Below are 12330 nucleotides of genomic sequence, written 5' to 3'. Positions count from 1 at the left end.
GCTCGGGGATGGTCGATAAGCATGCTGCGGCGTGGAGCGAGATCCAGCCCACGGAAGACCCGAAAGAGTTCCTTAAGGCGGTGATGGGCAACCCGGGCATCAGCATGGAACATCGAATCGCGGCTGCAATAGAGCTCGTGCCGTACCGCCATTCACGCCTCGCAGATGATGACGAGTGCGAGGACGGGGACTGACTTCGGGGGATGTCGAAAGAGGATGCTCACGAGGGGAGTTCATGCTGATAGTTTTATAAGTAATACTAATCAGTTGTTAAGTAAAATCATGAGGTAACCATGTCCAACAGCACGACCTTGCTCGATACCATTTCGAGCACGCAAGCGAATAAGGAAGTGGTCGTAAATAGCCTACTCGACGCGGCTAGTCCCGCGATGCTTTGGGGACGTCACGCGAGCGCGTGCAGCGGTCTGACGTGGGGGACATACGGTGGAACATTCGTTGACAGCACAGGCACAGCGCATGCCATCGCGAACGGCATCGTAACGCTTGTTGCCAGCACGACGAACTATTTGTATGCAGACCCGACCACGGGCGCGGTCGGCGCTAATACTTCGGGGTTTCCGGCTGGCAAGGTTCCGCTCTATTCCATCGTCACCGGCACGATGACGGCCACAAGCTATACGGACTACCGCAGCTATCAGCCTAGCGCCACGGCGAGCGCCGGCGCCGGCACGGTGACATCCGTTGCGGCGGCCGGCGGCGTCGAGACGGACCAGGCCTCGAACGGCCCCATCACGGCCAGCGGCACGGTGCGCACGAGCATCCTGCTAGCGGGCGGCGCAGTGCAGACGGCGTCCTACACGCTTGTCACTGGCGATCGCGCCAAGACAACCGTGATGAACAGCGCATCGGCTACAACCCATGCGCTCCCGACGCCGACCTCGGGCGTTAGTTCCGCCTTCCCGGTCGGATGGTGGGGCGAGTTGCAGAACATCGGCGCCGGCGGCTGCACCCTGACCGTACCGTCTGGCCTGAAGCTCGACGGCGTAACGAACGGCACGCTCTCTATTCCGCAGAACCAGGGGGTCTCGTTTTTCACAGACGGCACTAACTGGTTCACGGTGCGCGGCATCGGCATTACCGGCGGCGCTCTATCGCTGGCAAGCCTCTCGGATGTCAACGTCACCGAAGGTGCGGGCATCGACGGTTACTCGCTCGTCTGGAACAACGCCACGAGTAAGTGGATCGCCACCTCCATAACGGGCGGTGGCGGTTCGTTCATTGACTACGTGTCCTATACCCTTTTTGGAGGGCTCTAAGCATGCCTACAGCAACCCCGATTTTTCCGCAGACCGTCAAAAACTACGTTGCACAGATTTTGCCCGCAGATGCTTCGAACGTTAAAACGCTCGTTACCGGGGCGACGAACGGGACCAAAATTGAAGCCCTTACGGTCGCGTCAACCGACTCATCGGCGCGCGACGTTCAGCTTGTCATGACGATCAGTTCTGTCGTCTATATCCTCGCGACTGTTTCGATACCGGCGACCGCTGGCAGCGTTAATAGCGTTCCCGCCGTTGACATTCTTCGCAATGCTCAATGGCCCGGCCTGTCGTACGACGCAAACGGCAACCGTATTTTGTATGTCGCGAACGGCGCGGTTCTTGGCATCAAGGCGCTCACGACCGTGACGACCGCGAAGGAAATCGACGTGCTCGCAGTCGGGGGGGACTTCTAAATGTTCGGCGAACTTGGACCACGCCTAAAAGGCGGCTTGAATCAGATTCTCACGTTCTTTTCCGGCACGACGACGACTATCAAAACTCTGCCCGGTCAAGACTTGACGATTCAACCGGGCGACGCAGTTAATAACGCCTCGAATTCCGCACCGGGTCGCAATCTGACCGTGATAGCAGGAGCGGGCACGCAAACACTTTCCAATGGTGGCGCGCTACTTTTACAGGGTGGCTCAAGCTCCCCCACGTCGGGCACTCCCGGCGCGGCTACCCTAATCGGCGGTTTGGCACCGTCAGGCACGGGCGCGGCGGCGGTCGTGCAAGGCGGCACGGGTGGCACGACGGGCGGCGACGTCAACATAAAGGCAGGCACAGGCAATTCGCAAGGCGGCGGCATCAACATTACGGCGGCGGCGACCAACAACGGCGGGAATATCGCCGTGTCTACCAGTAGTACAGGCAACAGCACGGGGAATATCACCCTTACGACTGGCAGCACGACTGCGGCAGGCGGTACACCGGGCAGCATCTCAGTTACGACGGGCAGCGGCGCAACGTCAGGCCCCGCCTATAACGTCAACGGCGCCGCTTTTTCAGTCACGACCGGCAACGGTGGCACGTCAACGTCAAACGGTGGCAACGTCAATTTGACGACCGGGACAGGATTCGGCACGGGGCACGGCGGCGACATCAAACTGACTCCCGGCGCGGGCGGCGCAAGCGGCCCCGCTGGCAACGTCATTCTTAACGGGACGGGCGCGGCACTCGCGACAACGGCAACGGGCGGCTTTACGCAAATCCCGACTTGCGCGGGCGCACCGACTGGCACGCCGACCAACATTGCGACCGGTTGCGCGCCGATGGTATTCGATACCACCAACGCAAAACTCTGGATTTACACGGGCGGCGCCTGGAAGGGGTCAGTCTTTAGCTAACGCAAATCTAGGTGAGGTTGGCGTGCTCGCGCACTGCAACGGTACGCCGCGCATCTAGATAGGTTGCCAGGTCCTCGATATGGACGAACATGGCGGCCTTCTGCGACCGGTCCGTTCGGATAATCGGGAAGCCGAGGTCATTTGCTCGCGCGCGGCGGTTGAAGGTGTCTTCAGAGAGGTGCGGGAAAAAATTCGCACGCACCACCTCTATTGGCAGGAGTGGTGCGTTGAATTGGGATTCAAGTCGTTCGAGGGTAGGCATGGTAAAAATCTGAACAAGGGGGGTGTGAAACGCACCATCCCCGCGGCGGGCGGCGCTCAGCGAGGCATCAACGAGAAAGGGGCCTCGCGGCCCCCTTCTCATTATGCTCGCCTGTCTTGGCAGAACTCGATTACAGCTTCCGGGCTCAACTCGTATCTCAGACCTTCGATAACAGTGTTGCAATACGGGTCGACCAACTGAAAGCCGCCCACATCGTTCCAGTGATGCAGCCTACAGCGCGACTTCAAAGCCAAAAGTCCAACTGCTTTTGCCGCGCGTCGCGCCTGTGCTTCGAGTGCCTTTTCCTGCATTGTCGACATGATTCGCTCCTTTGCGATTGGTTTCGAAAGAAGCGGGCAGGGTCATACATTCCGGGCAATGTCCCCTCCGCTCACGCCGCGCCTAGCCGCGATCAACCCGCCGTTGGCGAGTGCCGGAATGCTCACGCATCGTACGCAGGCACCGCGGGCCTCGTCAAGCACGATCCGCGATCGAATGTTGCCCTCCGAACCATCAAGCGGAGCCAAGATGCTGCCCCGACCGTTAAATCATCGATCTAATCGGAGATTGCCCCGCTCATCGCGGAATGGACGGCAATCGCAGCGCCGTAGTGTAGCCATACAGCGCATGTGCGCCGCAACCAGTCCCAACGGGGGGGGCATCGATGGGCAAACCAAAGAAGCGGCGCCATTTGAGCGTCGCTAGGAACGAGGCGGCGCAAGCGCGGGACGTGCGCTATCCAACACTTGCCACTTGTAAACAAAGCCTAACCGGCTATACTCCAGTCGTGCCCGAGACAACAGGCACCGGGTTTGACAGCCCGACCAATCAAAGCGCACAGCCGCGCAGAGCGGCTTTTTTGTGCGTGACGCCTTTGTGCGCCTCTTTCAGCGGGTGGGCCTTGGCGGGGGCATCTTCGGATGCGCCGGTTTCTTTGATTGCCGGTCTGTCAACCCTGTCATGCGCCCGCCCACCCCATTTGACAGTGGGGAGCGGAATAACCGCCAATCAAAGAGGCCACACCATGAGCCATATCCCCGCTCGTCCCGAGCAAACTCAACTTCCCGCAATTCAACCAGGCGATCGCGTCCGCAGCATACACGCTGGCCGGGTTGGAACCGCCGTCAAGATCTACGCTGACGGTTCCGCAGCTATCCACTGGGATGACGTCGATCCGCAGCCGGAAGGGCTGGCGCACGAAAGAATGCCAAGGCATCTGCTTACGTTACTCAGCCCCGACTCATCGAACGAATTCGCGAACGCTAAAGCGGTCGTCGCGTCGACGCTAGAGCGCGCGTATGCCCGTGCATCCGATTCGACGAGCGGGAGTTCTACGGGGGGCGCGACTGGCTTTATCGATGTGGAATTCGACGGCGCCGGCGGCGCGATTATGCGCATAGTGCGAGATTTGTCTCGTTTCGAACTCGCGTTCGTGTTGGCGGCGTGCGGTCCCAGGTCGTTCGGCCGGCAACCCGAGACGCGGTCGCGCTGGCCGTGGCGCAACGATGACATCTGGCACACCGCGATCAACTTCGTTATTCAGTTTGTGCCTGGTGTGGAGCGCAAAGAGTATCGCGATACCAATTTAACCCGCTGGCTCACCGAACGACATTTCGGCGCCGACCACAAATGCGGCGCGATCGGGGAAATGGTCGGTGTGCACCGCGATACCGCGGCGCGCCATGGCCGCGCAATATCCAAGCTACTCGGCGCGCAAGAGCATTCGATCTGGTCGCATCTTGCCGCCCGCCTGCGCGACATCGGGGTGATCGACGGCACCCCGTCCGGATCGCTTGCGTAGTCGCCCGATATGCTCGGCGAGGCATTGCAAAGGGGTGAGCGAAATCCTCACCCCTTCTAGCGGCGTCGCGCAAGTTTTGCCCTCATGCTGCCCTAGTCGGGTATGAAGGCCGGTCAATTTGGGGGGAGATATGGCTAGAACCCTTGTCAGATTTGGCGCGCCCGGCTGGGATCGAACCAGCAACCCCTGCCTTCGGAGGGCAGTACTCTATCCATTGAGCTACGGGCGCTTCAACACGAAAGCGCGGCAACCTGAACGGGAGCGACGCCAAAGCGAGACCGCAAGGATACCCGGTTTCGTCCAAACCGTCCACCGGACGGCCCGCATGGCGGTATTTGGCGCATCAAAACCGCCGCCCGAGCGCCACAAGGAGCGCCCCGCGATGCGGGTAAACGCCTGCTGAACACCTCGCCACGCCGCTCGCCGCCGCCGAAACGTTACGTCTATAATCGTCCGTGGCTGATTCAAGAACAAGAAGTTGCCGTCACGCTGTACCGCTCACATACCCACGGAGACGAGACAAGCATGAGCGAAGCACCACACGGAGCCCCGATCAAAACCCCCAAGCAGCTCATCGCTGCGATCATCGCGGGGTTTGCTGTACCGATCATCATCATCGTTCTGCTGGCGGTCTACGTCGATGTCTCGACTCGTACCGGCGCCGGCACAGACAGTCTCTCCGAAGCCGCGGTCAGCGCCCGCATCAAGCCGCTTGCGCAGGTCGACGTCCGCGACGCCAATGCGCCGCGCGTCTACAAATCCGGCGAAGAGGTCTACAAGGCCGTTTGCTCCGCGTGTCACGCGGCGGGTACGGCTGGCGCGCCGAAATTCACCACTACCGCTGACTGGGCGCCGCGTATCGCGCAAGGCTTCGACACGCTCCTGCACACGGCGCTGACCGGCAAGGGCGCGATGCCCGCGCGCGGCGGCACCAGCCCGGACGACTACAGCGACTTCGAAATCTCCCGCGCGGTTGCCTATATGGCGAACAATTCCGGCGCGAGCTTCCCTGAACCGGCGCAGCCCGCAGCGGCGGCTCCGGGTGCACAAGCAGCGTCGGGCGTAGCCGCCGCCACAGCAGGTGCGTCGGATGCTGGCGCCGCCCAGGCCGCTGCCGCCATGGCGGCGATGGCGAACGTGCCGCAAACAGCCGCGCCGGCACCGGGCGCCACGCAAAGCGCGGACGCATCGCAAGCCGGCAAGGCGCTGTATCAACAGGTTTGCCAGGCGTGTCATGCGGCAGGCGTGCTGAATGCACCGAAATTCGGCGACAAGGACGCTTGGGCGTCGCGCCTGAAAGAACCGATGGACACCGTCTACAACTACGCGCTGCACGGTAAGGGCGCGATGCCGGCGAAGGGCGGCTCCACCGCATCCGATGCGGACGTGAAGGCTGCCGTCGATTACATGGTCAGCGCGGCGAAATAAATCGCTCCTGGCGTTTCTGGCAAAACGAACAATCCCTGCGCCGTGGCCACACGGGCAGGGATTTTTTACGCGTGATTCGTTTTAGGCACCGGTGCGGGTATGGTCCGGCGCAGCCGCCGGACGGCTGAACGCATCGACGAACGCCATCGCCGGCGTACTGCGCGCGAGCGATGTGAAATGCTGCTGCATGTCAGCCGGCGCGAGCCACGGATAGCTCAAGCCATTTTGCAACGCTGCGAGCAACGCACCGTCGGCATCGGGCACGACGTCCATGCGCGCGATGTGGATGTGGAATTGCGCCACGCGTGCAGCCTCGTCGAACGTCCACCGATACACGCCGTGGCCGACGCGCAATGCGCCGGTAGCGAGTTCGCGCATCACCACCAGCCACGGCAATGCCTCGATAGTGCGGTCTTTCACCGCCAGTGAATCGCACACGTAATAGGTCCGGCACTGCGCATACTGAGCGCCGAAATCGCTCACGAGCGTTTTCGCAATCGCATCGATTCCGACGGTGCGCGCCGGAAACGCGATATTCGACGTCGCCAACGAAATGGTGAGCACCGCGTCCGGCGCAAACGCCTCGGCAATGCGTTCGGCACGCGTGTTGTCCTTCGCGTCGATGTAGGTTTCGAGTGCGCGGCGATAGTGCGCGAGGGGCGGCGTGGCCATGCGGCGGTCTCCGAGTATCGCCCGGTTGTCGAGCCGTGCCACTGTAACGCCGGCGCGCCTCAAAACCGCCGATGCACCTGCCGCGCGCGGGGTCTTGCGAGCGGCGCGCTAGCGTTCACATTCAGGGCTTCTGCAACAACGCCTTCAAACTCGCTAGCCGGTCTTTCGGCGACATCGGCGCTTCCTCGGGGGTCGGCGGCGGGGCGTCGTCGAGCAGCATTTCGGGAATGAAACGCGACGGCTCGCACACCACCGTTTCGCGCGCCCGCTTACGCTTCTTGCACCAGTTCAGATGCAGGCTGCGCTGCGCCCGCGTGATCGCAACGTACATCAGGCGGCGCTCTTCCTCGATGCGCGCATCGTCGATCGGCGCGTCGTCGGCGCCGCCGCGGTGCGGCATGATGCCTTCCTCGACGCCCACCAGAAACACGTGCGGATACTCTAGCCCCTTCGATGCATGCACCGTCGAAAGCCGCACCGCGTCCGGATCTTCTTCCTTGCCTTCGAGCATCGACATCAGCGCGACGGTCTGGATCAGGCCGAGCAGATTCTTGCCGGTGTCGGCTAGGCCGTCGGCGTTGTCAAAGCCGGTTGCTTCGCCCTTCTCAGAACCGTCAGGCTCAGCCTTCGTGCCTTTGCGCTTGAGCCACTCGATGAATTCCAGCACGTTCTGCCACTTCGACTGCGCCTGGCGTTCGTCGAACGCATCGTACAGATAGGCCTCGTAGTGAATCGCGTCCATCAGTTCGTCGAGCAAGGTGCCTGCGGCATCTTTTTCGGCGCGATCGGTGAGACGCTGCATGAAGTCGCAGAAAACGCGCATCGGTTCGATCTGACGCGGCGACAGCCGCGCCTCGATGCCACCCATGTACACCGCCTCGAACAGCGACACCTTGGCCTGGCCCGCGAACGAGCCGAGCGCCTCGAGCGTCGTATTGCCGACGCCGCGGCGCGGTGTGGTGATCGCGCGGATGAAGGCGGGGTCGTCGTTCGCGTTGGCGATCAGGCGCAGATACGCGCAAATGTCCTTGATCTCGGCTTTGTCGAAGAACGACTGGCCGCCGGACAGCACATACGGAATGCGCTCGCGCCGCAGCACCTGTTCGAAGATGCGCGCCTGGAAATTACCGCGATACAGGATCGCGTAGTCACGGAAATTCGCGCGCCGCTCGAACTTGTGTGCGGACAGACGAAACACCACGGATTCCGCTTCGTGCTCTTCGTCATTGCACGGCGTGACGGTGATCGTGTCGCCCATGCCGTGTTCGGACCACAGTTTCTTTTCGAACAGCTTCGGGTTGTTCGCGATCACGTTGTTGGCGGCAGTCAGAATACGCACCGTCGAACGGTAGTTCTGCTCGAGCTTCACCAGGTGCAGCTTCGGAAAATCCTTGCCGAGCTGCGCGAGGTTTTCGAGCGTCGCGCCGCGCCAGCCGTAGATTGCCTGATCGTCGTCGCCCACGGCCGTGAACGCCGCGCGAGGACCGGCCAGTTGCTTGAGCAACTCGTACTGGCACGCGTTGGTGTCCTGATACTCGTCGATCAGCAGATAGCGCAGCTTGTTCTGCCAGCGGTCGCGCACCTGTTCGTTCTTCGCGAAGAGTTCGGCGGGCAAGCGGATCAGATCGTCGAAATCGACCGCCTGATACGCGTGCAGCGTCGCCACATAGTTGCGATAGACGATCGCGGCCTGGTGCTCGTCCTCGTTCGCGGCGATCGCGATCGCCTCTTCCGGCATGATCAGGCCGTTTTTCCACAGCGAGATGATCGACTGGATCTTGCGGATGAAGCCCTTGTCCGTCGAGCCGACCTGTTCCTGGATCATACCGAAGCAGTCGTCCGAATCCATGATCGAGAACTGCGGTTTCAGGCCGACGTGTTCCGCTTCCTGCCGCAGAATCTGCACACCGAGCGAGTGGAAGGTGCAGACCGTCAACTGATTGACGGGCACTTTACGGCCTTCCTTGCCGGGCGTGGTGAGCGTCTTGCCTTCGAGCAGCTTGCCGACGCGCTCGCGCATTTCCGCCGCGGCCTTGTTCGTGAACGTGACGGCGGCGATGTGGCGCGGCTCGAAGCCTTTGGCTTCGATTAGGTGCGCGATCTTCTGCGTAATCACGCGCGTCTTGCCGCTGCCTGCGCCGGCGAGCACGAGACACGGACCGTCGAGATAACGGACCGCTTCATTTTGAGCGGGGTTCAGGCCTGCGGACATCGTCTGTGGATTGGTAATGCGGTTGAGGGCGCTTGGGTGCGGAGTCGCTAGACCGAAGGCCCGGGGGCATGCTTCGCGGAGCGGGCGGCTGGAACGGGTGCCTTTCGTGGTGCGAGGGGCGTTCCGGCTCGCAGCGATCCGCGCGAGAGGAGCGATGTTAACACGGAAGCCTGCCATGGATGCCGCTGCGGGAGACTGCCGCGGGTGGCTGCCGCGGGTGACGGCGATGGCGCCACGCGCCGCACGGCCGCGCCAGCAGCCCACGCGTACGGTTGCAGTGACGGCCCCCGGGCGGAAACTGCGGTGGCTGACTTAACAACCGCGGCGAACGATGTCTCTGCCGGACACCCGCGACGACGCTGACAGTCCGTCTTCAGGACATGCCACAATTACGTCGTTGCGCGCCGTCGCCGCGGTGGCAAAGCGGCGCGCCGTTTTTGCAGGAAGACACGCATGTCCGCATCGTTGAAGATTGGATTGATGGGTTACGGTTTTGCCGGCGCGACCTTCCACGCGCCGGTGATCGAGCACTGCGGGCGGGCGAATGTCGCCGCGATCGCGACCAGCCAGACCGAGCACGCGCTGGCCGACTACCCGCACGCGAAGGTGGTCGCAGATCTGGATGCGCTGCTCGCGCTCGACGAAATCGACTGCGTCGTGATCGCGACGCCCAACGACACGCACTTCGACCTCGCGCGCCGCACGCTCGAAGCGGGCAAGCACGTAGTGGTCGACAAGCCAGTGACGCTCACGGCCGCCGACGCCCACACGCTTGCCAATATCGCGCTTGCACGTGGCAAGTTGTTCGTGCCCTTTCACAACCGCCGCTGGGATGGTGATTTTCTGACCGTACGGGATCTGCTCGCCAGCGGCGAGTTGGGGCGCGTCACGCAATATGAATCGCATTTCGACCGGTTCCGGCCGGAGGTTCGGCAGCGTTGGCGCGAGGAGGCTTCGCGGGGGGGCGGTTTGCTGTTCGATCTCGGGCCGCATCTGATCGACCAGGCGTTGGCTTTGTTTGGTACGCCGGCGACGGTTTCGGCCACTGTTCGGACGCATCGCGATCAGGCCAGTGCGCCGGATTATGTGCATATCCAGTTGGGGTATGGCGCGTTCGAGGTCGTGTTGCATGCAAGCGCGCTGACGGCGCTGGTCGCGCCGAGGTTTGCGATTCATGGCACGCGTGGGAGCTATGTGAAGTATGGGCTCGATACCCAGGAAGATCAGTTGAAGGCCGGCTTGCGGCCCGGCAATGAGGGATTTGGGTCTGGCAACGCTGCCGGCGTGGTGCGAGTGCTGGAAGGTGATCAGGAAGTTGAGCGTCAGTTGCCTACCCGCAATGGGGATTATGTTGGGTTTTATATTGCCTTGGCTGATGCCATTCAGAATGGCGTGAAGTTTCCTGTTAGTGCACAGGATGCAGTTGATGTTATGACTGTTGTCGAGCTTGCTGCTCGGAGCTCGGATGAGGGTGTGCGGTTGGCGTTCGAACGAATTCGATAAAGGGTTTAGGTTTGTTTGCCTTTGGCGGCGCTTTTTGTCTGCGTGCCTGCGGGGTTGGCCTTTCCTTGATTTGTTATTGGTCTATTAGCGTCGCCCCTGTGCGGGGCAGGCACTTACTTTCTTTGCCGCCGCAAAGAAAGTAAGCAAAGAAAGCGGCTCAAACCGCTAATTCTTAAGCGGGTCCCCTGGCTTGGAGGAGGCAGTGGAGCATCTGGAATCTGTGTTCTCGCGCATTCCGCGCTGGTGACAAGGCAGTCATTCTTCCGGCGGCGCTGCGCGCGCCGCAGCGGTACTTCCCAACACCGATAGCAGATAGGCGCTTCGGGCATCATTCTTCCCGCCTCGCACTGCGTGCTCGCTGGAACGGTCTGCAAGGGAAACCAGTGGGTGATTCCTTGTTCGGTGGGTGCCATCGGCTTCGCCTCGGCGAGATGTCCAAGTATGGGAGCGCGAGCCGCCACTCCGAGTAAGACGTTAGCGCCTCGGTGCGGCATGGGGGACACGAGGGCGAGGCATTTGGGACGGGAGGACGAGCTACCGGGCCGAACCAGGCGCAAGGGCCAAAACCTCCAGGCGGTTTTTATGAAGTACCGCTGCGGCGCGCGCAGCGCCGCCGGAAGAATGACTGCCTTGTCACCAACGCCGAGTGTGCGGGAGCACCGATTCCAGATGCTCCACTACCTCCTCCAAGCCAGGGGACCCGCTTAAGAATTAGCGGTGTGAAGCCGCTTTCTTTGCTTACTTTCTTTGCGGCGGCAAAGAAAGTAAGTGCCTGCCCCGCACAGGGGCGACGCTAATAAACCAATAACAAATCAAGGAAAGGCCAACCCCGCAGGCACACAGACACAAAGCGCCGCGCAGGCAAAAAACCGCAAAACTAACAACCCGAAAGGAATATCCAGTTACAAAAAAACCAACCGAGACGTCAGCCCCCGGCAAGGCAAAACCGTTCCTATTCCAAGCAACAAAACAAAACCCGGAGAGTCCATGCATCGTTCTATCTGCGCGCTAACCGCATGCGCATTGCTCACCTCGCTGGCCGCCTGCGTGGTGGCCCCCCAACCCGCGCCGGCGCCCGCACCGCGCCCATCCCCACAGCAAATTGCGGATCAGCGCCTCCATCAGGTCGACGGCCGCATCGATAATCTCAGCCGCCGCATCGACGCCCGCGTAAACGAGGGCTACTACCCGCCCCCGCAAGGCGCCGCGCTGCACCATCGGCTCGACGTGATCCGTCAGGAAGCCCACGACATGGCCGCGCAACACGGTGGCGGCATCTCCGGCGACGAACAGCGCGTGCTGAACCAGGAACTGGACAACGCAGCCCACGCCATCGGCGAATAATCGCGCCAACTCAGGCACTAAAACAGCAACCGCGCGGGCATCACGTCCCGCGCTTTTTTTGACGCACGCCATCCTGCAGCGCCAATCACCAAGCTCCTTGCGGGCCTTTATTTGACAAGCCCCCGGCCCTCGCGTACATTCGCCGCACGCGTCGGGAGAGCGCGCTGGCCGCACTATTCAGCAGGCCGCGCCGCCGAAGGGGCACACCCGCAAACTCTCAGGCAAAAGGACCGACCGCGTCGAAAAACCCGCCTCACGGCTCAGGTTTTTCGCACTCTGGAGAGCGGCAGTAGCCGTCTGCGTCGTGAACATGATTCAGACTTAGGCAGGCTGCCCACCGAAGGGGCGCGCGCTTCACCGTAGCGATTCGAATCACATCGCCCGGTAGCGCAATCTCTCAGGTATCGAGGACAGAGGGGTCATGCAACGCATCGCTCGCAGGCATCAGGCCGCGAGGCGTAGCGCCGCATGGCCTTTTT

Annotated in this window: 12 protein-coding genes, 1 tRNA gene and 2 riboswitches; of the genes, 8 read left to right on the top strand and 5 right to left on the bottom strand. The window is 61.8% G+C overall.

Annotated elements, in window-relative coordinates; translation table 11 throughout:
- Positions 1 to 8: 8 nt before the first annotated feature.
- The 4 genes from WN982_RS00325 to WN982_RS00310 all read left to right on the top strand — a co-directional run bounded on the left by WN982_RS00325 (position 9) and on the right by WN982_RS00310 (position 2629).
- Positions 9 to 194, top strand: coding sequence for a hypothetical protein (locus tag WN982_RS00325; protein ID WP_341313888.1), 186 nt, complete (start codon positions 9 to 11; stop codon positions 192 to 194).
- 99 nt (positions 195 to 293) lie between these two features.
- Positions 294 to 1277: a hypothetical protein gene (locus tag WN982_RS00320; protein ID WP_341313887.1), complete on the top strand. Its 984-nt coding sequence runs from the start codon at positions 294 to 296 to the stop codon at positions 1275 to 1277.
- Positions 1278 to 1453: 176 nt separating this feature from the next.
- Positions 1454 to 1696 (top strand): hypothetical protein, encoded by a 243-nt coding sequence (locus tag WN982_RS00315; protein ID WP_341313886.1) that lies wholly within the window; start codon positions 1454 to 1456, stop codon positions 1694 to 1696.
- Complete coding sequence (locus WN982_RS00310; protein WP_341313885.1) at positions 1697 to 2629, top strand: hypothetical protein; 933 nt, start codon at positions 1697 to 1699, stop codon at positions 2627 to 2629. It abuts the gene before it with no gap.
- A 7-nt stretch (positions 2630 to 2636) separates the two neighbouring features.
- On the opposite strand, the gene WN982_RS00305 is transcribed toward WN982_RS00310, so the two are convergent.
- Positions 2637 to 2891 carry a pyocin activator PrtN family protein gene (locus tag WN982_RS00305; RefSeq protein WP_341313884.1) on the bottom strand — a complete coding sequence of 85 codons (255 nt, stop codon included), beginning with the start codon at positions 2889 to 2891 and terminating at the stop codon, positions 2637 to 2639.
- 101 nt (positions 2892 to 2992) lie between these two features.
- The gene (locus tag WN982_RS00300; protein WP_341313883.1) at positions 2993 to 3211 is read right to left on the bottom strand and encodes a hypothetical protein; all 219 of its coding nucleotides are present in this window, start codon (positions 3209 to 3211) and stop codon (positions 2993 to 2995) included.
- Between the two features lie 704 nt (positions 3212 to 3915).
- Here WN982_RS00300 and WN982_RS00295 point away from each other — a divergent pair.
- Positions 3916 to 4692, top strand: coding sequence for a hypothetical protein (locus WN982_RS00295; RefSeq protein WP_341313882.1), 777 nt, complete (start codon positions 3916 to 3918; stop codon positions 4690 to 4692).
- A gap of 153 nt (positions 4693 to 4845) precedes the next feature.
- On the opposite strand, the gene WN982_RS00290 is transcribed toward WN982_RS00295, so the two are convergent.
- Positions 4846 to 4921: transfer RNA gene (locus tag WN982_RS00290), tRNA-Arg, on the bottom strand.
- Between the two features lie 296 nt (positions 4922 to 5217).
- Between WN982_RS00290 and WN982_RS00285 the strand changes: the two genes are divergently transcribed.
- Positions 5218 to 6120, top strand: a complete 903-nt coding sequence (locus WN982_RS00285) for a c-type cytochrome (protein WP_341313881.1) — start codon at positions 5218 to 5220, stop codon at positions 6118 to 6120.
- Positions 6121 to 6201: 81 nt separating this feature from the next.
- Here the strand turns inward: WN982_RS00285 and WN982_RS00280 are convergent, their stop codons facing one another.
- Together WN982_RS00280 and WN982_RS00275 are read right to left on the bottom strand one after the other, a co-directional pair.
- Complete coding sequence (locus WN982_RS00280; RefSeq protein ID WP_341313880.1) at positions 6202 to 6792, bottom strand: hypothetical protein; 591 nt, start codon at positions 6790 to 6792, stop codon at positions 6202 to 6204.
- Between the two features lie 121 nt (positions 6793 to 6913).
- Positions 6914 to 9004, bottom strand: coding sequence for a UvrD-helicase domain-containing protein (locus WN982_RS00275; RefSeq protein WP_341313879.1), 2091 nt, complete (start codon positions 9002 to 9004; stop codon positions 6914 to 6916).
- Between the two features lie 453 nt (positions 9005 to 9457).
- Here WN982_RS00275 and WN982_RS00270 point away from each other — a divergent pair, with 453 nt between their 5' ends.
- Together WN982_RS00270 and WN982_RS00265 are read left to right on the top strand one after the other, a co-directional pair.
- Complete coding sequence (locus tag WN982_RS00270) at positions 9458 to 10507, top strand: oxidoreductase (protein WP_341313878.1); 1050 nt, start codon at positions 9458 to 9460, stop codon at positions 10505 to 10507.
- A 987-nt stretch (positions 10508 to 11494) separates the two neighbouring features.
- Complete coding sequence (locus tag WN982_RS00265) at positions 11495 to 11851, top strand: hypothetical protein (RefSeq protein WP_341313877.1); 357 nt, start codon at positions 11495 to 11497, stop codon at positions 11849 to 11851.
- Positions 11852 to 11993: 142 nt separating this feature from the next.
- A riboswitch (glycine riboswitch) is annotated at positions 11994 to 12095 on the top strand.
- Positions 12096 to 12117: 22 nt separating this feature from the next.
- Positions 12118 to 12275: riboswitch (glycine riboswitch) on the top strand.
- Positions 12276 to 12330: the final 55 nt, after the last annotated feature.

Origin of the sequence: Paraburkholderia sp. IMGN_8 (assembly GCF_038050405.1) — a bacterium.
Classification (GTDB): domain Bacteria; phylum Pseudomonadota; class Gammaproteobacteria; order Burkholderiales; family Burkholderiaceae; genus Paraburkholderia.
Note: the sequence above shows the minus strand (reverse complement) of the source record. Positions and strands in the feature narration are given on the sequence as shown.